At 65.4% G+C, this 19,678-nt stretch carries 20 protein-coding genes and 1 riboswitch; of the genes, 14 read left to right on the top strand and 6 right to left on the bottom strand.

The window, feature by feature from the left end; all coding sequences use genetic code 11:
- Window positions 1-30: 30 nt before the first annotated feature.
- From CH306_RS04445 to CH306_RS04480, 8 genes are all read left to right on the top strand, one after another.
- Window positions 31-981 carry a permease gene (locus CH306_RS04445; protein ID WP_256981029.1) on the top strand — a complete coding sequence of 317 codons (951 nt, stop codon included), beginning with the start codon at window positions 31-33 and terminating at the stop codon, window positions 979-981.
- Window positions 978-1,715: a TIGR03943 family putative permease subunit gene (locus CH306_RS04450; protein WP_094645756.1), complete on the top strand. Its 738-nt coding sequence runs from the start codon at window positions 978-980 to the stop codon at window positions 1,713-1,715. Before CH306_RS04445 ends, CH306_RS04450 begins: the two co-directional genes overlap by 4 nt.
- Before the next feature lie 36 nt (window positions 1,716-1,751).
- Window positions 1,752-1,814, top strand: a riboswitch (guanidine-III (ykkC-III) riboswitch).
- A gap of 12 nt (window positions 1,815-1,826) precedes the next feature.
- Window positions 1,827-2,141, top strand: a complete 315-nt coding sequence (locus tag CH306_RS04455; RefSeq protein WP_094645757.1) for a DMT family transporter — start codon at window positions 1,827-1,829, stop codon at window positions 2,139-2,141.
- Between the two features lie 32 nt (window positions 2,142-2,173).
- Window positions 2,174-2,977: a hypothetical protein gene (locus CH306_RS04460; protein WP_037194493.1), complete on the top strand. Its 804-nt coding sequence runs from the start codon at window positions 2,174-2,176 to the stop codon at window positions 2,975-2,977.
- Between the two features lie 196 nt (window positions 2,978-3,173).
- Window positions 3,174-4,310, top strand: a complete 1,137-nt coding sequence (chvE, locus tag CH306_RS04465; protein WP_032395966.1) for a multiple monosaccharide ABC transporter substrate-binding protein — start codon at window positions 3,174-3,176, stop codon at window positions 4,308-4,310.
- Window positions 4,311-4,318: 8 nt separating this feature from the next.
- Entirely contained in the window at window positions 4,319-5,857 is a 1,539-nt protein-coding gene (gene mmsA, locus CH306_RS04470) for a multiple monosaccharide ABC transporter ATP-binding protein (RefSeq protein WP_094645844.1), read from the top strand.
- Window positions 5,854-7,185: a multiple monosaccharide ABC transporter permease gene (gene mmsB / locus CH306_RS04475; RefSeq protein WP_094645758.1), complete on the top strand. Its 1,332-nt coding sequence runs from the start codon at window positions 5,854-5,856 to the stop codon at window positions 7,183-7,185. The genes mmsA and mmsB overlap by 4 nt, the downstream gene beginning before the upstream one ends.
- A gap of 75 nt (window positions 7,186-7,260) precedes the next feature.
- Window positions 7,261-8,271 (top strand): LacI family DNA-binding transcriptional regulator, encoded by a 1,011-nt coding sequence (locus CH306_RS04480; protein ID WP_045196742.1) that lies wholly within the window; start codon window positions 7,261-7,263, stop codon window positions 8,269-8,271.
- A gap of 49 nt (window positions 8,272-8,320) precedes the next feature.
- Here CH306_RS04480 and CH306_RS04485 read toward each other — a convergent pair whose 3' ends face one another.
- Entirely contained in the window at window positions 8,321-9,892 is a 1,572-nt protein-coding gene (locus CH306_RS04485; RefSeq protein WP_094630410.1) for a PucR family transcriptional regulator, read from the bottom strand.
- Between the two features lie 99 nt (window positions 9,893-9,991).
- Here CH306_RS04485 and pruA point away from each other — a divergent pair, with 99 nt between their 5' ends.
- The 3 genes from pruA to CH306_RS04500 all read left to right on the top strand — a co-directional run bounded on the left by pruA (window position 9,992) and on the right by CH306_RS04500 (window position 13,033).
- Window positions 9,992-11,641 carry an L-glutamate gamma-semialdehyde dehydrogenase gene (gene pruA, locus CH306_RS04490; protein ID WP_094645759.1) on the top strand — a complete coding sequence of 550 codons (1,650 nt, stop codon included), beginning with the start codon at window positions 9,992-9,994 and terminating at the stop codon, window positions 11,639-11,641.
- A complete protein-coding gene (locus CH306_RS04495) occupies window positions 11,638-12,582 on the top strand; it encodes a proline dehydrogenase family protein (RefSeq protein WP_094645760.1) in 945 nt (314 codons plus the stop codon). Before pruA ends, CH306_RS04495 begins: the two co-directional genes overlap by 4 nt.
- Before the next feature lie 262 nt (window positions 12,583-12,844).
- Window positions 12,845-13,033 carry a hypothetical protein gene (locus CH306_RS04500; protein WP_045196749.1) on the top strand — a complete coding sequence of 63 codons (189 nt, stop codon included), beginning with the start codon at window positions 12,845-12,847 and terminating at the stop codon, window positions 13,031-13,033.
- 167 nt (window positions 13,034-13,200) lie between these two features.
- Here CH306_RS04500 and CH306_RS04505 read toward each other — a convergent pair whose 3' ends face one another.
- On the bottom strand, window positions 13,201-13,539 hold the full coding sequence (locus CH306_RS04505) for an STAS domain-containing protein (protein WP_230596842.1): 339 nt from the start codon (window positions 13,537-13,539) through the stop codon (window positions 13,201-13,203).
- Window positions 13,540-13,818: 279 nt separating this feature from the next.
- Window positions 13,819-14,298, bottom strand: coding sequence for a MarR family winged helix-turn-helix transcriptional regulator (locus tag CH306_RS04510; protein ID WP_045196752.1), 480 nt, complete (start codon window positions 14,296-14,298; stop codon window positions 13,819-13,821).
- A 148-nt stretch (window positions 14,299-14,446) separates the two neighbouring features.
- Here CH306_RS04510 and CH306_RS04515 point away from each other — a divergent pair, with 148 nt between their 5' ends.
- Window positions 14,447-16,510, top strand: a complete 2,064-nt coding sequence (locus tag CH306_RS04515) for an MMPL family transporter (RefSeq protein WP_373453964.1) — start codon at window positions 14,447-14,449, stop codon at window positions 16,508-16,510.
- Window positions 16,510-17,139, top strand: a complete 630-nt coding sequence (locus tag CH306_RS04520) for a lipocalin family protein (protein WP_094645761.1) — start codon at window positions 16,510-16,512, stop codon at window positions 17,137-17,139. The genes CH306_RS04515 and CH306_RS04520 overlap by 1 nt, the downstream gene beginning before the upstream one ends.
- Window positions 17,140-17,209: 70 nt before the next feature.
- Here the strand turns inward: CH306_RS04520 and CH306_RS04525 are convergent, their stop codons facing one another.
- The gene (locus CH306_RS04525) at window positions 17,210-17,794 is read right to left on the bottom strand and encodes an FKBP-type peptidyl-prolyl cis-trans isomerase (protein ID WP_094645846.1); all 585 of its coding nucleotides are present in this window, start codon (window positions 17,792-17,794) and stop codon (window positions 17,210-17,212) included.
- 59 nt (window positions 17,795-17,853) lie between these two features.
- Window positions 17,854-18,708 (bottom strand): SDR family oxidoreductase, encoded by an 855-nt coding sequence (locus CH306_RS04530; protein ID WP_045196757.1) that lies wholly within the window; start codon window positions 18,706-18,708, stop codon window positions 17,854-17,856.
- Between the two features lie 113 nt (window positions 18,709-18,821).
- Here CH306_RS04530 and CH306_RS04535 point away from each other — a divergent pair, with 113 nt between their 5' ends.
- Entirely contained in the window at window positions 18,822-19,196 is a 375-nt protein-coding gene (locus CH306_RS04535; RefSeq protein ID WP_032395975.1) for a winged helix-turn-helix transcriptional regulator, read from the top strand.
- 10 nt (window positions 19,197-19,206) lie between these two features.
- Here the strand turns inward: CH306_RS04535 and CH306_RS04540 are convergent, their stop codons facing one another.
- Window positions 19,207-19,557, bottom strand: a complete 351-nt coding sequence (locus CH306_RS04540) for a VOC family protein (RefSeq protein ID WP_045196759.1) — start codon at window positions 19,555-19,557, stop codon at window positions 19,207-19,209.
- Window positions 19,558-19,678 lie beyond the last annotated feature (121 nt).

A 19,678-nucleotide genomic window follows, 5' to 3' on the forward strand; every position in this document is an offset into this window, starting at 1 on the left:
CGCACCAGGGTTCGGCCTCTCGTGTCATCCATGCACGTATTCGCAACTCTGCTCGTGTTGGGCATCGCGTTCGGTGCCGACGTGGCCCGGTGGGTCGACTCGTCCCCTGCACTGCGGACCGGAGCGACGGTGTTCACCGGGATCTTCGTGCAGGCGACGCCGTTCCTGGTGCTCGGAGTGCTCGTCAGCGGAGGCATCGCCGCGTTCGTCTCGCCCGCGGTGCTGCAGAAGGTGGTGCCGAAGAACGCCACCGCTGCCGTCGGAGTGAGCGGACTGGCGGGAATGGCGTTGCCCGGTTGCGAGTGCGGTGCCGTTCCCGTTTCGCGCCGGCTGATGGATCAGGGTGTTCCGACGTCTGCAGCCCTGGCGTTTCTGCTCTCGGCACCGGCGATCAACCCCGTCGTCCTGGTCTCCACCGCGGTGGCCTTTCCCGGCGAGCCGGCGATGGTTCTCGCGCGGTTCTTCGGCTCGCTCGCCACCGCTCTGGTGATGGGCCGGCTGTGGACAAGGTTCGGCAAGGCCGAGTGGATCACCGCTCGCCTCGCCGATCGCGAACACCGGCACGGCACCTCGAAGTGGGAGACGTTCCGTGAGTCCGCGCGTGCGGACCTGCTGCAGGCCGGAGCCTTTCTCGTGTTCGGAGCAGCGGCCGCCGCGTTGCTCCATCTGGTGGTCCCCGACTGGGTGTTCGCCCATCTCGCCGGCCAGTTGTTGCTGTCGATCCTGGTGATGGCCGTCCTCGCGGTGGTCCTGGCGCTGTGCTCGGAGGCCGACGCGTTCGTCGCGGCGAGCATGTCGATGCTGCCGCTGCTGCCGCGGCTGGTCTTCCTGGTGGTGGGACCAGCTGTCGACGTGAAGCTGATGGCGATGCAGGCGGGCAGCTTCGGACGCGGCTTCGTGGCTCGCTTCGCTCCCCTGACCTTCGTCGTGGCGATCGTGTGCGCCTCGGTGAGCGGCTACGTGTTCCTGGGTGTGCGATGAGACGCGAGGTACAGAATCTGCTGCTGCTGCTCCTCGGCGGAGCCACGGTCAAGATCTCGGTGGACGGAAGCTTTGTGCGATACGTCAAACCGTCACTGCATCCGTATCTGCTGACCGCCGGGGTGTTGATCGCCGCCCTGGCGATCGCGTCGATCGTCGCCGACATCCGCCGCGGTGGGCCCGGAGACGACGGACACGACCATGATTCGCGACCGTACTGGCTGCTCCTGGTCCCGCTCGCGGTCATCCAGTTCGTCGCACCGCCCGCGCTGGGAGTCTCGGCAGTGGGTGACCGATCCGTCACCTCGGCGGCCGATCGTCAGAGGACGGCGTTTCCACCCCTGCCGGACGAGTACGCGCCCGAGGTTCCGCTGCTCGATGTCGTACAACGCGCGGTCAGGGACACCGAAGGCAGCCTGGACGGACGGGAGATTCGCGTCACCGGATTCGCCGTCGCCACCGCGAACGGAGGCTCGCCGCGCGCCGACGGCACGAGAGAGGGCCTCGACCTCGCCCGCATTCTCATCATCTGTTGCGCGGCCGACGCCAGGTCCGTTCGCATCCATCTCGACGCAGGTAGCGCGGCTCTCGACGACATTCCGGACGGCACCTGGCTGGAGATCTCGGGGACGGTCGACGCGGCGACCGCGACCGAGGACACGTCGTTCACACCCACGATGACGGTGTCGGCGGTCGCGCGGATCGAGGCACCGGCGAACACGTACGCCTACTGACGCCATGGCCACCGTGCACACAAATTGGTACGATCGTACAAGTCACTTCCGACAATCGGACGAGCGCACCGTACCCGAACAGCGACAAGACGGTGCAAGGAGTGATTTCTCATGGCTTGGCTGATTCTCGTCGTCTCCGGCGTCCTCGAAGCGATCTGGGCAACCGCACTCGGTAAGTCCGAGGGCTTCACCAAACTCGGACCGTCCGTCGTCTTCGGCGTCGCGGTGGTGCTCAGCATGATCGGACTCGCGATCGCGATGCGATCGTTGCCCACCGGCACCGCCTACGCCGTCTGGGTGGGAATCGGTGCCACCCTCACCGTCGCGTACGCGATGATCACCGGTGCCGAATCCGCCTCGCTGCTCAAGGTTGCGCTTCTGGTCGGCATCGTCGGATGCGTCGTCGGACTGAAGGTTCTTCACTGATTTTCCGGGCTACGAGCAGTTACAGTAAAACGATGAACTGGGTGTCAGCGATCACACTGCCCGCGCGCGCCGGAATTGCCATCGCCGAACAGGCGATCGGCGTCGCGGAGGTCGCTCTGGCGACCACCAGGATGGCCTTGGCCACCGGTGCGTCGGGCACCGCTGGTGTCGCCTCGCTCGCCAACCCGCGCGGCGGCACGATGCAACTGCTGGCCCAGCTCGGCCAGCTCACCTCCGACGACCGCGCCCTGGGCAACGCCCTCAAGGAAGGCGGGCCACTCGATCGCCTGCTCGCCCAGGGTGGCGTCGTGGACCGCCTCACCTCCGAGGACGGCACCCTCGAGCGGCTGCTGTCCCCTGGCGGCCCGGTCGAGCGAATCCTGGCCCCCGGCGGACCCCTGGACCGGCTGCTCGCCGAGGACGGACCGCTCGAACGACTGCTCGCCGAAGGCGGTCTGCTGGACCGCATCACCGCCACCAACGGACCGCTGGAACGACTGACGGCCAAGGACGGTCCGCTCGAGGTGCTCACGCGTCAGGACGGCCTCATCGAACGCGCCATCGCCGAGGAGGGCATCCTCGAAACGCTCCTCGCCGAGGACGGAGCCATCGAGCGACTGACCGCCAAGGGTGGCCCACTCGATCAGTTGGTCAAGCTCTCGGAGACGTTGACGTCGGTGGCCCCCAACATCGAGCGGATGAGCATCTCGATCGACATCCTGCAGGATTCCGTGGAGATCCTTTCGGCCGCGGTACATCCGCTGGGAGAGCTGGTCGGGCGACTTCCGAGTCGGTGGCTCAAGAGCGGCAAGCAGTCGGTGCACGAACTGCACTGACCCGTCCCACGGGTACGTCCCGGGCGTTCTCGGGTCGGCCGATGTTAGCGCTCACACTGGTCACGTGGGTGCAAAAATGAAATCTTTGACAATGCCGATGTTATCGCTCACACTTTCGTCTTGATGTGATGCGAACCACACGGGACACCCCGGCGGACCCCGCTTCACGGTCTACTCCACTACGCAGGGAGAAACGATGAAGTTTCGACACCTATCCATCGCCGCAGCCGCGGTGGCGCTCACCCTCACGCTCGGCGCGTGTGGATCGAGCACCAAGACCGCGGACCAGGCTCCGGCCGAAGGCGGAAGCACGGCGGGCGCCCTGATCGGCGTCACGATGCCGACGAAATCCTCGGCTCGATGGATCGCCGACGGCGACAACCTGAAGAGCGCGCTGGAGGGGCAGGGCTACAAGGTCGATCTGCAGTACGCCGAGAACGACATTCCCACCCAGGTGAACCAGATCGAGAACCAGATCACCCAGGGCGCAAAGCTTCTCATCGTGGCCTCCGTGGACGGCACCGCCATCACCACCCAGCTGCAGGAAGCAAAGGACAACGGCATCGGCGTCATCGCCTACGACCGCCTCATCCGTAACTCGCCCAACGTCGACTACTACGCGACGTTCGACAACTACAAGGTCGGCGTCGACCAGGCCACGTCACTTCTCGTCGGTCTCGGCCTGAAGAACGAGGACGGCACCGACAAGGCCGATGCCCCGGCCGGCCCGTTGAACATCGAGGTCTTCGCCGGTTCGCCCGACGACAACAACGCAACCTTCTTCTTCGACGGTGCCATGGACACCCTGAAGCCGTACCTGGACAAGGGAACTCTGAAGATCGGCAGCGGCGAGTCCGATTTCGAGACGGCTGCGACACTGCGCTGGGATCCGGCCACCGCCCAGAAGCGCATGGAGGATCTGCTCACCAAGACGTATTCCTCCGGCCAGAAGGTGCAGGGCGTGCTCTCGCCGTACGACGGCTTGTCCATCGGCATCCTCTCCGCACTCAAGAGCAACGGATACGGAACAGCAGGGCAGCCGTACCCGATCGTCACCGGACAGGACGCCGAGGTGCCGTCCGTGAAGTCCATCATCGCCGGTGAGCAGTACTCCACGATCTACAAGGACACCCGTCAGCTGGCCGAGGTCACGATCGCGATGGCTCAGGCCATGCTCGACGGTCAGACGCCCGAGACCAACAACACCACCGATTACGACAACGGCGACAAGGTCGTTCCCGCGTACCTGCTGCAGCCCGAGATCGTCTACAAGGACAACTACGAGAAGCTGCTGGTCGAGGGTGGCTACTACACCGAGGATCAGTTGAAGTGAGTTCGGCGATGACGAGCCCGATCCTGGAGATGCGTGGCATCACCAAGACCTTTCCCGGCGTCAAGGCTCTACAGGACGTCACTCTCTCGGTGAATCGCGGCGAAATCCACGCGATCTGCGGCGAGAACGGCGCAGGCAAGTCGACGCTCATGAAGGTCTTGTCGGGTGTGTATCCACACGACACCTTCGACGGCGACATCGTGTTCGACGGTAAGCCGTGCGAGTTCTCCGACATCCGGGGCAGCGAGGCCGAGGGCATCGTCATCATCCATCAGGAACTCGCACTGAGTCCGTACCTCTCGATCGCCGAGAACATCTTTCTCGGCAACGAGCGGTCCAAGCGCGGGTTCATCGACTGGAACCGCACCAATTCCGAGGCCGCAGCCCTACTGAACCGGGTAGGGCTGCGGGAGAACCCCGTCAGCGTCGTCAGCGACCTCGGTGTCGGCAAGCAGCAGCTCGTCGAGATCGCCAAGGCGTTGTCCAAGGACGTGACGCTGCTGATTCTCGACGAACCGACTGCGGCACTGAACGATTCGGATTCCGCTCACCTCCTCGACCTGCTACGCGGTCTGCGGGACGAGGGCATCACGTGCGTGATCATCTCGCACAAGCTCAACGAGATCGCGGCCATCGCGGACCGGACGACGATCATCCGTGACGGCCGGACCATCAAGACCCTGGATATGCGAGACCCGGACGTCACCGAGGATCGCATCATCTCGCTCATGGTCGGCCGCGATCTCGAGCACCGGTTTCCGCCGCACGAATCGACCGTGGGAGAGGAAGTTCTGCGCATCGAGGACTGGACCGTGCACAGTCCTACGCAACACGGCCGGACCGTTGTCGACAAGGCGAATCTCAGTCTGCGCCGCGGGGAGATCGTCGGTCTTGCCGGCTTGATGGGTGCCGGACGCACCGAGTTGGCCATGAGCGTCTTCGGCCGAAGCTACGGCATCGACATCTCGGGGCGACTGTACAAGTACGGCAAGGAAATTCACGTCAAGTCGGTCAACGATGCCATCCATCACGGGATCGCCTACGCCACCGAGGACCGAAAGCGGTACGGCCTCAATCTGATCGACGACATCAAGCGCAACATCTCCACCGCCGCCCTGGACAAGCTGGTGACGGGAGGCTTCGTCGACGACAACCAGGAGTTCAAGGTCGCCGAGGGTTTCCGCAAGAGCATGAACATCAAGGCACCGAACGTGGCCGCCGTGGTCGGCAAACTCTCCGGCGGCAATCAGCAGAAGGTCGTGTTGAGCAAATGGATCTTCAGCGATCCCGATGTGCTCATTCTCGACGAACCGACACGAGGAATCGACGTCGGCGCGAAGTTCGAAATCTATTCGATCATCAACGATCTCGCCGACGCCGGGAAGGCGGTCCTGGTGATCTCCTCCGAGCTCCCGGAACTGCTCGGGCTGTGCGATCGGATCTATGCACTGTCGGCAGGCCGTATCACCGGTGAGGTCACTCGCGAGGACGCGACCCAGGAATCGCTCATGCATCTCATGACCCGTGGAACAGGAGTACTTCGATGAATCAGTTGTCGACCGTGCGGGGGTTGCTCACGCGCAACCTTCGCCAGAGCGGAATCTTCATCGCCTTCGCGCTGATCATCGTGCTGTTCACCGTGCTGACGGGCGGTCAGCTTCTGGTGCCGCAGAACATCAGCAACATGGTGGTGCAGAACTCGTACATCCTCATCCTGGCCATCGGCATGGTCGTGATCATCATCGCGGGCCACATCGACCTGTCCGTCGGCTCGGTCGTCGCGGCCACCGGTGCCATCGCCGGTGTCCTCATGGTTCAACAGAACGTGCCGTGGCCACTGGCGGTGCTCATCACGTTGATCGTCGGCGGCCTGATCGGTGCCTGGCAGGGCTATTGGGTCGCGTACTTCGGCATACCGGCGTTCATCGTGACGCTGGCAGGCATGCTCGTCTTCCGCGCAGTCACTCTCATCGTTCTCGGCAACCAGGGCATCGGGCCGTTCCCCGGACCGGTCCGCACCCTGTCCAACGGCTTCCTGCCCGGCTTCCTCGGCAACGTGGGACTCGGACCACTGGGTGGGGCCGACATCTTCACGTTGCTCGTCGCCATTGTGGCCGTCGTCGGAATCGTGTTCGGCCAGTGGCGATCTCGCACGGGTCGGCAGAAGTACGGCCAGACCGTGGACGCACTGCCGCTGTTCCTGATCAAGATGGCCTTCGCTGCCGCTCTCGTACTCGCCATCGCGGTGCAGCTGGCGCGGTTCAAGAACCTGCCGTACGTACTGATCCTGCTCGCCGTGCTGGTGATGGGCTACTCCACCCTCGCGGGCAAGACGGTGTTCGGTCGGCACGTGTACGCGATCGGCGGCAACATCCACGCTGCCTCGCTGTCCGGCATCAAGGTCAAGCCGGTCACCTTCTGGATCTTCGTCAACATGGGCGTGCTCTCGGCTCTGGCCGGAATCATCTTCGCCGGTCGACTCAATCAGGCCGGACCCACCGCGGGCAACGGCTTCGAGCTCGACGCCATCGCGGCGGCCTTCATCGGCGGCGCGGCAGTGCAGGGCGGCGTCGGCCGCATCGTCGGCGCACTCACCGGCGGGCTGATCATCGCCGTGATCAACAGTGGAATGTCGCTCATCGGCTCGCCCAGTGAGCGCGTTCAGCTGGTCAAGGGCCTGGTCCTGCTCGCGGCGGTTGCGTTCGACATCTGGACCAAGCGTCGAGCAGCGAGCGGCAAGGGCAACAAGGGCGACAAAGCCGCGCCCCCGAGCAGCTATCTCGGTGTGCCCGTGCCCGCCGAGATGTTCACCGGTGCCGAGCAGGGCAAGCCTGCGCCCACCACGACCGGCACGGCGGTGAACACACCCACCTGACGTGCATGTTCGCGGGCGCCGAGGGACCCGGCATGCTGTGATTGTCTTCGACGACGCGAGAGGAGCAGCACGACGATGACGCCGACACGCGGACCAGCCATGACCGATGTCGCCCGGCTCGCAGGTGTGTCCCACCAGACCGTCTCCCGCGTCATCAACGGTCATCCCAACGTGACCGAGGCGACGCGAACGAAAGTGGATCGGGCGATCTCGGAGCTCGGATACCGCCCCAACACCGCCGCTCGTGCTCTGGTGACCGGCCGCAGCAAGACCATCGGAATCGTCGGCACCGGAAACGCTCTGTACGGCCCGGTCTCGACCCTTTACAGCGTCGAGTACGCAGCACGCCACGCCGGCTACTCGGTGGTGGTCGCCGTCCCCACCTCCTTCGACGAATCGGCGATCATCACCTGCGTGCGCCGGTTGCAGAAGCAGGGCGTCGACGGCGTGGTCGTCATCGCGCCACTGCGCACCGACGGCGGCGACATCGCCGATCTGGCCGGGGAGCTGCCGCTGGTGGCCGTCGAGGGTTCGCCCGCCGGTGATCTGGCCGTGGTCTCGGTCGATCAGATCGCCGGAGCCAAGGCCGCAACCGCGCACCTGCTCTCGCTCGGGCACCGCGCCGTGTGGCACGTTGCCGGGCCGCTGGGGTGGTACGAGGCCACCGATCGCGTCACCGGGTGGCGGATGGCCCACGAGGATGCCGGCGTGGAGCCACCGCCCACTCTCGGCGGCGACTGGACCGCGAGATCGGGGTTCGAGGCCGGCAGCGAACTGGCCGGGAACGCCGACGTCACCGCGGTGTTCGCAGGCAACGACTCCATGGCGCTCGGGGTGCTTCGCGCACTGGACGTCCACGGCAGGCGAGTACCGCAGGACGTCAGTGTGGTCGGCTTCGACGACGTTCCCGACGCGGAATTCTTCTCGCCGCCCCTGACCACCATCCGCCAGGAGTTCACCGACGTCGGCATCCGGAGCGTCGAGATTCTGCTCGACCAGATCGACACCGGAAATCGAAGCACCATGCGTTCGAGCATCGAACCGAGCCTGGTGATCAGGTCGAGCACCGGTGCCGCACGTGCATGAAAATTCGTAGCCGGCTACGAATTTCCGCTCACGTGCGGCGAAGCCGCTCTCACATGCGCAGCTGCAGTTCCACCAACAGGCGAGCATCGGAATCGCCGAGATCGAGGTCCAGGATCTGCTCGACGCGGCGAATGCGGTAGCGCAGGGTGTTCGGGTGGATGTGCAGTCGCTCGGCGGCCGCCCGAACGTCACCGAAACACGCCAGGTACGACTCGAGACTCTCGCGCATTCTGGAGTCGTTGGTCGCGTCGTATCGGTCGAGGGCGGTGATGCGCGGGTCTCGTAGCTGTTCGTGATTGGCGATCAGTTCCAGGATTTCGCCCAGCAGCACGGAGGTTCTCGACTCCTCGAGCGTCGTGACCCGCACCTCGCCGGTGGTGCCGTCGAGCACTCGGTCGACCTCGAATCTGGCCACGGCCACCCCGTCGAGATCGGCGATCGGTGCGGCGACCGCAGCGCGCAACGCCAGCGAGGTGCGCGTCTCGATTCGCCCGACGGCATCGGCGGTCCACGCCGCGATCCCCGTGCCCGACGCCACCCCGGGAAACAGTGCGTAGATCCTCTCACCGATGGTGGTGACCAACGAGTCACGGCGAAAAGCGCTGGCGTGCAATCGGATAGACGGTGCCAGGGCGCTGATCTCGAATTCCCCGCAGGCAGCGAATCCGACGACCGCCGCCGATCCCGAGGCGGGGATCGACAGTGCCGACGCGAGCGACGGGACGTCGACACCGCCACCCCGTGCACCGAGCAGGCGCTGAATCTGCAGGGCCTCGTTGGTCGGGGCGTTCGCGATGCGGGTGATCAGTCGAGCCGCGACGGCCGAGGCACCGCGCAGTACCGCGTCGGCGTCGGCGGCGAGCGGGGCGGCACCCTCCTGCACCCAGATCGTCCCGAGAGTCGTCGCGCTCCCGTGCATGCGACGTATCCCGACCGCGAGGCGTCGCCGAATTCCCAGTTCGGTATCGGCCGGTACGTCGATCACGTCGTCGGTGCGGCGGAGTCGATCGAACACACCTCGCTCGTGCAGTCTGCGCAGGTAGTCGGCCGGACCTTCGCGTCCGAGGATCGACAGGGTCCGCAGTTCGTCGGCCGCGTCGTCGGATGCCGAGTAGGCCAACACATGTGAGCGCTCGTCCTCGATGCTCACCATGCCCTTCGTCAGCGACGCCACCGTCTGCGCGAGTTCGTAGAGATCGGTATCGGCTCCGAACAGTCCGTCGTCGGAGCTCTGGGCACGGACCTGGTCGAGAACTCCCCGCATCATCGACAGCAACAGCTCCCACCGTGTCTGCTGGTGCACCGCGACCAGTGCGATACCTGCCTCCCGCGCACCGTGGGACAGCGCAGTCGAGGCGGCGACCTTGGTCAGCACCGCGAGCGGTCGATCCGCCACCGGGCGCAACGCGAGATCGTCGAACCACCGCACCACGTCGGCCTCGGTCACGCCCACCAGCAGCGTCAGATCGGAGGATGCTCCCGGAGGCAGCCGCAGGTCGTCGGCATCGAGCAGCGCGACGGACTCGACCTCCATATCCGTTCCTGCCGGCGCGAGGACGAGTTCGACGACAGCGCTGTGCAGCGAGGTCAGCATCGAACGCAGCGACACAGTGTTGGCCATGCGGACAAGTAGATCACCGATTCTTTGGCCGGTGGGCTGATTGAACGAGGTGCGGATCGGACTTCAATGAGCAGCACACACCGAAGACGAGGAGCAGCCATGGACGCCGTCACATCCGTCCCCACCCCCATCAACGAGCCGGTCAACACCTACGCCCCCGGAAGCCCGGAACGGGCCCGCTTGCGCAGCCGATTGGACGAGCTCCGGAGTTCCCCCGTCGAGATCCGTCAGGTCATCGGCGGCATTCACCGAGAGGCCGACGGCCCGGTCGAGAACGTCGTCGAACCGCACAGACACTCGTCGGTCATCGGTGGCTTCACCGGTGCCACCCACCGGGACGTGCGCGACGCCATCGATGCTGCGACGGCAGCGGCCCCCGCGTGGCGCGAGCTTCCCTTCGACGAGCGCGCCGCGGTGTTCCTGCGAGCCGCCGATCTGCTGTCCGGTCCGTGGCGCGAAAGAATAGCTGCGGCAACGATGCTCGGTCAGTCCAAGTCGGCCTACCAGGCGGAGATCGACGCACCCTGCGAGCTGATCGACTTCTGGCGGTTCAACGTCGCGTTCGCCCGGCAGATTCTCGCCGAGCAGCCGGTCTCGGCACCGGGAGTGTGGAATCGCGTCGAATACCGTCCGCTCGAAGGCTTCGTCTACGCCATCACCCCGTTCAACTTCACCGCCATCGCAGGCAATCTGCCCACCGCACCTGCGCTGATGGGCAACACCGTGCTGTGGAAGCCCTCGCCCACGCAGGCCGTCGCTGCATATCTGACGCTCCAGTTGCTCGAAGCCGCAGGCCTTCCGCCGGGGGTGATCAATCTGGTTCTCGGTGACGGACCGATGGTTTCCGAAGTGGCCCTTGCCGATCCACGGCTGGCCGGTATCCATTTCACCGGGTCCACCGCGACATTCCAGACGCTGTGGCGCGAGGTGGGCAACAACATCTCGAACTACCACTCGTATCCACGGCTCGTGGGTGAGACCGGCGGCAAGGACTTCGTCGTCGCGCACAGCTCCGCCGATCCGGATGTGCTGACCACCGCCATGATTCGCGGTGCCTTCGACTTCCAGGGTCAGAAGTGCTCGGCAGCGTCGAGGGCCTTCGTACCGAAGTCGCTGTGGGCTTCGATGGGCGACGGGTTCATCGAGCAGGTCTCGGCACTGAAGTACGGCGACGTGACCGACCTGTCCAACTACGGCGGTGCCGTCATCGACCGAAAGGCGTTCGACCGCAACGCAGCTGCTCTCGATCGAGCGAAGTCCGTTCCCGGCCTGACCATCGCCGCCGGTGGTACCTGCGACGACTCGGAGGGGTACTTCGTCTCCCCCACGGTGCTTCTCGGGGACGACCCCACCGACGAGGCCTTCACCACCGAGTACTTCGGGCCGATCCTGGCCGTGCACGTCTACGACGACAGCAGGCCGGACGCCTATGCCGAGACACTGCGCACCGTCGACACCGGATCGAAGTACGCGTTGACCGGAGCGGTCATCGCCACCGATCGCACCGCCGTCGAACAGGCCCATGCGGCACTGCGATTCGCCGCAGGCAATTTCTACGTCAACGACAAACCGACCGGCGCGGTGGTGGGACAGCAACCGTTCGGCGGGGCCCGCGCGTCGGGAACCAACGACAAGGCGGGCTCACCGCAGAACCTGCTGCGGTGGACCTCGGCCCGCACCGTGAAGGAAACGTTCGTCCCGCCGACCACTCACGGCTACCCGCATCAGGAAGGCGAGGGCACGCGATGACCACCCTGCTGAGCAATCCGCTGCGTCCGGCCCTGCTCGCGGCCGCACGTTCACCCAAACTGCAGGCGACCGTGACACGTCTACGCGCCACCCGGTCCCTCGTCGACCGCTTCGTTGCGGGCGAATCCGAGCCCGCGGCCGTCAGCGCAGTCGACGCCCTGCTGGCGTCGGGCCGGTTCGTCTCGGTGGACTACCTCGGTGAGGACACCACCGACCGAGGCCAGGCGAAGGCAACCGTGGACGCCTATCTCTCACTTGTACAACGCTTTTCGACGCGAGAAGCCGATGCAACCGCGCTCGAGATATCACTCAAGCTGTCCGCACTCGGCCAGGGAATCGACCGGACTCTGGCGCTCGAGAACGCACGGACGATCTGTACGGCCGCCGCCGCGGCCGGGGTGTGGGTGACGGTCGATGCCGAGGACCACACCACCACCGATTCGACCCTGTCGATCGTCCGCGAACTACGCGTCGACTTCCCCGACCTGGGCACGGTGTTGCAGGCCTACCTGCGGCGCACCGAAGCCGACTGCCACGACCTGTCCGGGCCGAGATCTCGTATCCGACTGTGCAAAGGTGCGTACAACGAACCGTCGTCGGTGGCGTTCCAGGGTGCACGCGAGGTCTCCGACTCCTACCTCCGATGCCTGCAGATCCTGATGAACGGCTGCGGCTACCCCATGGTGGCCTCTCACGACCCGGAGATGATCGAGGCGGCGGACAGGCTGGCGTCGGCTGCGGGACGATCGTCCGAGGACTTCGAGTTCCAGATGCTGTACGGAATCCGCGATCCCGAACAGCGTCGACTCGTGGACGCGGGACGCAAAGTACGCGTGTACGTCCCGTACGGATCGCAGTGGTACGGCTACTTCATGCGCAGGCTTGCCGAACGCCCCGCGAACCTGGTGTTCTTCGCGCGATCGGTCCTCTCGCGCACCTGAGGGTGCACCGGAACTCACTCGCCGCACCACCCGGTCGCCGCACCACCCGGTCGCCGCACCACCCGGTCGCCGCACCACCCGGTCGCCGCACCACCCGGTCCCCGCAAACGCGCGCGCGTTTGTCATCCGCGCGCAGAATCTCATCGTTTCGGAGGCGATTCTGCGCGCATTCGACGAATGCGCGCGCATGTGCGGATCCCAGGAGTCGGCCGCGGCATCCCGACGTGGATTAGGTTCTGCGACATCGGGGCACCCTGGCTGCATGGCAAATTACAGAGTTATCGATCCGCACGGAACCGTCGTCGAGACCAAGGACATCGCCAGTTCCGAGGACGCGCACGCCTGGTTCAAGGACAGCCGCGCCGACAACGAGGAGTTGGGGTGGCGGCTCGAGGTCGAGCACGACGGCGAGTGGGCGTTCTTCAGCGACTCCGAAGGAACCAAAGACTAGTTCGCCTGTGTTGCAACAGTTTCGGACGATCCCGAACTTCGGTCACACCGTCGATCGGGGTCGTCCGATCTGTGAGTCGGGGTGATGCGATCGGGGGCCGAACGAACAGTGGGCAGCCCCTGAATCGGAGCTGCCCACCTCTTGTCGCGGCGATGATCGCCGGAGTACTACCGGTCGTTCGAGGGACGAGCCGTCGGAATCGTGGACTCGAGGTCGGCGACCTGGATCAGACGTGAGACCGAGCGTCCTGCGACGATCGACCATGATGCGCCGATGCCTACCGTGTACTCACGGACTGCATCGAAGACTGTGAGACCTGCGATGCCGAAGAATTCGACATCGGACAGATCGAGAGTGACATGCCTTTTGCTGGACATGCGGCTGCAGACGAAATCGGAGAACATCGGCGCGCTGCGCATGTCGATGTCGCCGTGGACGGCGACGACGAGTGAACCGTCGGGGCCGTCGTGCGCGGTGAAGATTGCTCCGGTCGCTGCGACGGACACGGACTTCTCCGCGACAGTCACCGGGGTGGTTCGAACTTTGTTGCCTGAAGATTCAACACTCATGGCAGATCCCATCGATCGGTCGAACTGAGGGGGAAACCGATCGATGCAGCGGGAGCAGAATGGAGCCTGACCCGGACGCCGACTTCGCTGCGTTTCCCCGTGACCGGCTGTTAGCTCAACCAGCGCCAACCCTACGGCACTCGCACGCTCGGAGTCCAGCATCGATTCTGCGCAGGCCGTCCACCAGCGGTTCGAACATCGGACCGGGAACATTCGCTACGACCGGCGGCTGTCTCCCAGGTCGGCGTGGTGTTCTCGCATGGCTCCGATGAGCGCTTCGAACACCCGATGTGCGGCGGCGAGATCGGCGTCGGGAAGGTCCGCCAACGCGGCGCTCGTGCGCCTGCCGAGGGGGCCGAAGAACCCGCGTGCAACCTCCATTCCGTGCTCGTCGTATCGCAGAATGACCTTGCGTCGATCGGATGCGTCGGATTCGCGGCGGATGTGCCCGGAGGTGATCATGCGTTCGACGAGGTAGGTCATCGCCGCCGACGACAGCCCCAACATCGTGCCCAGTTCCCCCGCCGTCAGCGGCGCACCCTCGACGTCGGCAACCATGACGTGGAGCAGCGCACGAAAGTCGTTGGGCCGCAGGCTGTGCAGAGCACCGAACACTTGGCCGATCTGTTCCGAGACCGACGACAGCGCTCGGAGATCCGCGGAGATCGCGGATTCGAGCTGGTTTCGGTCGGCCATGTCGGTGGTAACTCCTTCGCTGTGGTCATGGTCAGACTACTGCCCACAAGAGATTCAGTTGCTTAATATCTAAGTAAATGAGATTGTTTGTCACGTGGACGACACTCGAACCGAGAACACCGCAGCCTGGGACCGCGTCGCCTCAGTCGTGACGCACCGTGGATCGTGGGCGATCGCGCTCGCCGTCCTCGTTCTGTCCGTCGCCGTCATGGGTCTGGTCGGCAGCAACGACTCCGCCGGCCAGTCACCGAACTCGTTGCCGACGTCGGCCGAGTCCTACCAGGTGGACGAGCTCCTCTCTCAGTTCCCCGACTCCGACACCGCACCCGTCATTCTGGTTCTGAGCCGCACAGACGGCGGTGACCTCACACCGGCCGACATCGAGGACGCAGCTGCCGCCCAGAGCCGGTTGATCGCCGTGGATCGCTCGGTACCGGACGAGCCCGGCCCGCCCCCGATCGTCGCACCCGACGGCAGAGCTGCGATCGCGCTGGTTCAGGTCGATTCCGAGTTGTCGGGCTTCACCCTCAACGAACTGATCACCGAACTGCGGTCCGCAGCAACCGAGGGCCTGTCGCCCGATCTGACCGCCCAGGTCACCGGCGGACCGGCCTTCGGAGCCGACATCGCGAACTCGTTCTCCGGTGCCAACTTCACCCTTCTCGCCGTCACCGCGCTCGTGGTGGCCGTTCTGCTCATCGTCACCTACCGATCGCCCGTCCTGTGGTTGGTGCCGTTGGCCGTCATCGGTTTCGCAGACCGATTCGCCACTACCGTCGGCACCGCGCTGGCCGAGGTCACCGGCCTGTCCTTCGACGGGTCCACGTCGGGCATCACCAGCGTGCTGGTCTTCGGTGCCGGCACCAACTATGCGCTGCTGTTGATCTCACGGTACCGCGAGGAACTGCGGCGCGAGCCCGATCATCGCCTCGCCCTGCGCCACGCCGTTCGCCAGGCCGGGCCCGCCATCCTCGCCAGCAACGCCACCGTCGTCCTGGCACTTCTGACCTTGCTCCTGGCAATATTGCCCAGCACCCGCAGCCTGGGTGCCCTGGCCGCCGCAGGCCTCGTCGTGGCAGCGGTGTTCGTGCTGTTCGTACTGCCGCCCCTGCTGGCACTGTGTGGCCCGAAGCTGTTCTGGCCCTTCGTGCCCAAGGAGTCCGACCGTGACACCACCACGGAGGGCGTCTGGCACTCGATCGCGGCAGGTGTTGCCCGACGCCCCGTGGCGACGGCCTCGGTGACCATCGTCGCGCTGCTGGCCTGCTGCGCGGCCTTGTTCGGAACGCAGATCGGACTCTCGCAGACCGAGCAGTTCCGTGTCACCGCCGAGTCCGTCGAAGGCTTCGAGACTCTCTCGCAACACTTTCCGGCCGGATCCGCCGATCCGATGACGGTCCTGGCTCCCACCGCAGACATCGACGCAGTCATCGGCACCGCCCAGGGCATCGACGGTGTCGTGTCGGTCGATCGCGTCGCGGATTCCGACACCGGACTCACCCGCCTCTCGGTCGTCACCGCTGCGGCCCCCGCGTCGGACGAGTCGTTCGCCGTCGTACAGGACCTGCGCGCCGCACTCGCTGGCGTGGACCGCGCACAGGTCGGCGGCAGCGACGCCAAGGCACTCGACACATCCGACGCAGCCGCCCGCGATCGCCTCGTGGTCATCCCCGCGATCCTCGCGGTCGTGCTCGCCGTGCTCCTGGTACTGCTGCGTGCCCTCGTCGCACCCGTGATCCTGGTTGCCACAACGGTATTGAGTGCAGTAGCAGCGATCGGAATCGGCAGCTGGGTGAGCCTGCACGTCTTCGGCTTCCCCGCCCTCGACGACAACACCCCGCTGTTCGCGTTCCTGTTCCTGGTCGCGCTCGGTGTGGACTACACCATCTTCCTGGTCACTCGCACCCGCGAGGAGACGCCTCGGCACGGCACCGGATCGGCCATCGTGCGCGCCGTCTCGGCCACCGGCGGTGTCATCACGAGCGCGGGAATCGTTCTGGCAGCAGTCTTCTGCGTGCTCGGCGTCCTGCCCCTGATCACCCTGACCCAACTCGGCATCATCGTCGGACTCGGCATTCTGCTCGATACCTTCGTGGTGCGCACCGTCGTGATTCCCGCCCTGTTCACCCTCATCGGCCCGAAAATCTGGTGGCCGAACAGAATCGATTCCAGCGAGACCGTAACCACAACCGCAACCCAAGGAGCGAATTGATGAACATCCGTACCGCACTCGGACGCACCGCAATTGCCGGAGCATTGGCCGCAGGCGCACTGCTGACCGCGGCCCCGGCTCAGGCGCAGCCGGTCGGTCCACTGGGATCGGTCGGCCTGGAGCCGCTGGCTCCGATCCCGTCACTCGATGTCGAGCGCTACCTGGGCACCTGGAACCAGGTTGCCGCGGTGCCACAGCCGTTCAACCTGATCTGTGCTCGTGACACCCAGGCGAACTACCAGATGATCGACGAAACCAACATTCGCGTCGAGAACACCTGCACCACCTGGACCGGCGGCGAGAACCGCATCGTCGGAAACGCCAGGGTCAACGACACCGTCACCAATGCCCAACTGCACGTGAGCTTCCCGGGGGTGCCCACCCAGGAGAGCCTCGACGGTCCGACCAACTACATCGTCGCCTACATTGCCGACGACTACTCGTGGGCGTTCGTCGGAAGCCCCAACCGCACGTCCGGATTCGTGCTCAAGCGCACGCCCGACGTCAGCGTCGAGCAGTTCCGCGAGATCCGCGGAGTCGTCGAATCGCTGGGTTACGACTCGAACTTCATCACCACGACACCCACGCCGGGCGGCGCGACGACCATTCAGCAGCTCTCGACGGTGTAAGTGCGGCGGAGCCGCAGTGGTGCGGTTGTGTGCCGCGGAGGGCGCACAACCGCACCACTGCCGGAGGCACTCAGCTCGCGGACAGGATCGAGATCGCGAAGATCAAGCTGTCTCCCGGCTCGATTCCGGCTGCCGGATTGCCGGTCGCGTATCCATCGGCCGAGGTGACCGCCACGGCGACGGTCGAGCCGACGGTCTGTCCGGCGATGGCCTTCTGGAAGCCGGCGACGACTCCGTCCAGTGGAAATTCGATCGGTGCACCCCGCTCGAAGCTGCTGTCGAACGTCTCTCCGGTACGTCCGTTGACGCCCACGTAGCAGACCGACACCTCGGCGTCGGACGCGATGACCGGCCCGTCCCCCGCTGTCAACGTTTCGACCTGGGTCTCGGCGACGCTGAACGGGGTGTCGACGGTGACCGCGGGCGCGGCGGTGTCGGTGGATCCGACGACGGCGATGCTGCCCGAGTCCCCGTCGAGGGTCCAGTCGGGGGTGGCCGCGGCGTCGGGTGCCGCTGTGGGGCAGGTGCTCGCGGCGGCCGGGGCACCGGCGGCGGACGAAGCCAAGGACGTGGACGTCGCCGAGGACGAGGCGTCGGAGTCCGAGCTGCACGCACCCGTCAGTAGGACGAGCGAGACGGAGGCGGCCAGGAACATGGTGCGGGTGTAGGAGTGATTCACCGCGCCCACGCTACAAGTACCGCCCCCGATGCCCGTCACACTGCGGCGCGGAGTACTTCTGCGGCCGGAGTGGATGCTCGACCGATCAGGGCCTGCAGGTCGCCGGAGTCGGTGTCGAGCTCGCCGCGCGCGATTCCCGCATCTGCGCTGGCCAACATGGTTGCCACGAAGTCGGGCAGTCCTGCGCCCTGGAGAATCGCGGCGTACTCGGACTCGGAAACGTCCTTGTAAGCGATCGACTTGCCGGAGATCTCGCCGATGACGGCCGCGAGCTCGGCGTAGGTGAGGCGTTCGTCGCCACCGAGCTCGTAGATCTTTCCGCCCTGATCGTCGAGCGTCAGCACGGCGGCGGCCGCGTGCGCGAAGTCGACGCGGGACGCGGCGGCCAGCTTGCCGTTTCCTGCCGCGCCGAGGAGCACTCCGCCCTCGATGGTCTGCGCGAGCGAGCCGAGGTAGTTCTCCCAGTACCAGCCGTTGCGCAGGAACACCGCGGGAACGCTGGACGCGGCGAGGCGTTCCTCGGTGGCCTTGTGCTCGGGCGCGAGGCTCACTCCGGATGTATCGGCGGCCAGCAGGCTCGTGTAGGCGATGAGGCCGACTCCGGCTGTCTCGGCTGCCTCGATCACGTTGGTGTGCTGTGCAATTCGCTGACCTACCTCCGAACCCGAGACGAGCAGCAGCTTGTCGACGCCTGCGAGAGCTGCCGTCATCGCGGCCGAATCGGAGTAGTCGGCAACCCGAACCACGACGCCTCGTTCGGCCAGTGGCGAGGCCTTGTCTGCGTTTCGGACCACCGCCACGATCTCGGCGGGTGCAACGCCACGCTCGATGAGTGCGTCGACGACGAGGCCGCCGAGGTTGCCCGTTGCTCCGGTTACCGCTGTAGTCATGATCGAGCTCCTGAGGTTGAGGTTTCAAGTACTCACCCACTATGCACTTACTTTTCGTGCAGTGCAACCCCCATGGTCATCACTATGCCTTTCGCATGCGCTAGCATGGAGGTATGTCCGAGGCCACCGAATCACTCGAAGCGTCCGTCTTCGCGCGGGACTGTGCGTCGAGGCAGACGTTGCAGAACGCCACCAGCAGGTGGGGCGTGCTCGCGCTCGCGGCGCTCACCGAGGGTGATTACCGGTTCAATGCGTTGCGCCGACGCGTCGACGGCGTCAGCGAACGCATGCTCTCGCAGACTCTGCAGACCCTGGAACGGGATGGCCTCGTGATTCGCACCGTGCAGGGGACCATTCCGCCCAAGGTGGAGTACAGCCTCACCCCGCTGGGACGCGAAGTCGGTACCCGATTGAGCGATCTCATCGAACTCATCGAGGGCAACATGCCCACCGTCCTCGAATCACGCGCCGAACACGACACTCGCTGATCGACCGAGCTCACCCGGGCGGCGTCACCAGGCACCACTCGTTGCCCTCGGGGTCGAGGAGCACCTGAAAGGATCCCGCCGCGTCGGAGTGCCGGTCGCCGAACACCGACGCACCCATCGCAATAGCCTGCTCGACAGCAACGTCGATGCTCGGCACGTCGACGTCGAGATGGAGTCGATTTTTGACCGACTTGCCCTCCGGGACCCGCTGAAACGCCAGCCGGGTGAAGCCGGGAACGTCGACGTAATGCCAGCGGTCGTCGCGTACTGCGGGTTTCCCACCGAGCACGCCGGCCCAGAATTGCGCGAGCAACGCCGGATCCGAGCAGTCGAAAACGACCTCATCGATACGTCCGATCATCAAGCAATCGTAGGGACCGACCACACTCCTCAACACTGTTACCTCAGCGTTATTCTAACGAGACGTTTTCGAGATATTGCCGAACCCCCGCTGCGCCCGGGCGGGTCGAGACTCGGTATCA

The organism is Rhodococcus sp. 15-725-2-2b, from assembly GCF_002259075.1.
Classification (GTDB): domain Bacteria; phylum Actinomycetota; class Actinomycetes; order Mycobacteriales; family Mycobacteriaceae; genus Rhodococcoides.

Coding starts and splice junctions, on each gene's coding strand:
- CH306_RS04445 (WP_256981029.1), top strand. CDS start 31: ATGCACGTATTCGCAACTCTGCTCGTGTTGGGCATCGCGTTCGGTGCC.
- CH306_RS04450 (WP_094645756.1), top strand. CDS start 978: ATGAGACGCGAGGTACAGAATCTGCTGCTGCTGCTCCTCGGCGGAGCC.
- CH306_RS04455 (WP_094645757.1), top strand. CDS start 1,827: ATGGCTTGGCTGATTCTCGTCGTCTCCGGCGTCCTCGAAGCGATCTGG.
- CH306_RS04460 (WP_037194493.1), top strand. CDS start 2,174: ATGAACTGGGTGTCAGCGATCACACTGCCCGCGCGCGCCGGAATTGCC.
- chvE (WP_032395966.1), top strand. CDS start 3,174: ATGAAGTTTCGACACCTATCCATCGCCGCAGCCGCGGTGGCGCTCACC.
- mmsA (WP_094645844.1), top strand. CDS start 4,319: ATGACGAGCCCGATCCTGGAGATGCGTGGCATCACCAAGACCTTTCCC.
- mmsB (WP_094645758.1), top strand. CDS start 5,854: ATGAATCAGTTGTCGACCGTGCGGGGGTTGCTCACGCGCAACCTTCGC.
- CH306_RS04480 (WP_045196742.1), top strand. CDS start 7,261: ATGACGCCGACACGCGGACCAGCCATGACCGATGTCGCCCGGCTCGCA.
- CH306_RS04485 (WP_094630410.1), bottom strand. CDS start 9,892: ATGGCCAACACTGTGTCGCTGCGTTCGATGCTGACCTCGCTGCACAGC.
- pruA (WP_094645759.1), top strand. CDS start 9,992: ATGGACGCCGTCACATCCGTCCCCACCCCCATCAACGAGCCGGTCAAC.
- CH306_RS04495 (WP_094645760.1), top strand. CDS start 11,638: ATGACCACCCTGCTGAGCAATCCGCTGCGTCCGGCCCTGCTCGCGGCC.
- CH306_RS04500 (WP_045196749.1), top strand. CDS start 12,845: ATGGCAAATTACAGAGTTATCGATCCGCACGGAACCGTCGTCGAGACC.
- CH306_RS04510 (WP_045196752.1), bottom strand. CDS start 14,298: ATGGCCGACCGAAACCAGCTCGAATCCGCGATCTCCGCGGATCTCCGA.
- CH306_RS04520 (WP_094645761.1), top strand. CDS start 16,510: ATGAACATCCGTACCGCACTCGGACGCACCGCAATTGCCGGAGCATTG.
- CH306_RS04525 (WP_094645846.1), bottom strand. CDS start 17,794: ATGTTCCTGGCCGCCTCCGTCTCGCTCGTCCTACTGACGGGTGCGTGC.
- CH306_RS04530 (WP_045196757.1), bottom strand. CDS start 18,708: ATGACTACAGCGGTAACCGGAGCAACGGGCAACCTCGGCGGCCTCGTC.
- CH306_RS04535 (WP_032395975.1), top strand. CDS start 18,822: ATGTCCGAGGCCACCGAATCACTCGAAGCGTCCGTCTTCGCGCGGGAC.
- CH306_RS04540 (WP_045196759.1), bottom strand. CDS start 19,557: ATGATCGGACGTATCGATGAGGTCGTTTTCGACTGCTCGGATCCGGCG.